Source organism: Psychroflexus maritimus (assembly GCF_011089875.1).
In the GTDB taxonomy this organism is placed as follows: domain Bacteria; phylum Bacteroidota; class Bacteroidia; order Flavobacteriales; family Flavobacteriaceae; genus Psychroflexus; species Psychroflexus maritimus.
The window spans coordinates 1-287 of sequence record NZ_JAANAS010000109.1; the positions used below are offsets into that span (position 1 = coordinate 1).

The following is a 287-nucleotide window of genomic DNA, read 5'->3' on the forward strand; positions in this document are numbered from 1 at the left end:
GATTTCTATACCAATTCCGTCTTCGCTTACCGCACAAACCTCTAAATCAGTTAATTCAAAAGGAATGAAATCGACAGGAACGACTTCAATTTCAATGGGTTGAATATTCTGACAACCCGTTTCATCGTTGGTGGCTAAGGCAAATAAAGTCTGGGTGGGTGTTTCAATATTGATATAATTGTTGGGGTTGGTAATTTCATTCTGGTTAGTTTCTGCATCAGCTAAAGTTTCAAAATATTGAAAACTAAAACCTTCGGCATCATCAATAATGGAATTTTCAGCAAAAG

At 36.2% G+C, this 287-nt stretch carries 1 protein-coding gene; it reads right to left on the minus strand.

Annotation, left to right across the window (positions count from 1 at the left end; genetic code table 11):
- Positions 1–287 (minus strand): hypothetical protein (locus G7034_RS11325; protein ID WP_166401070.1); only part of this gene is annotated, 287 nt, incomplete at both ends.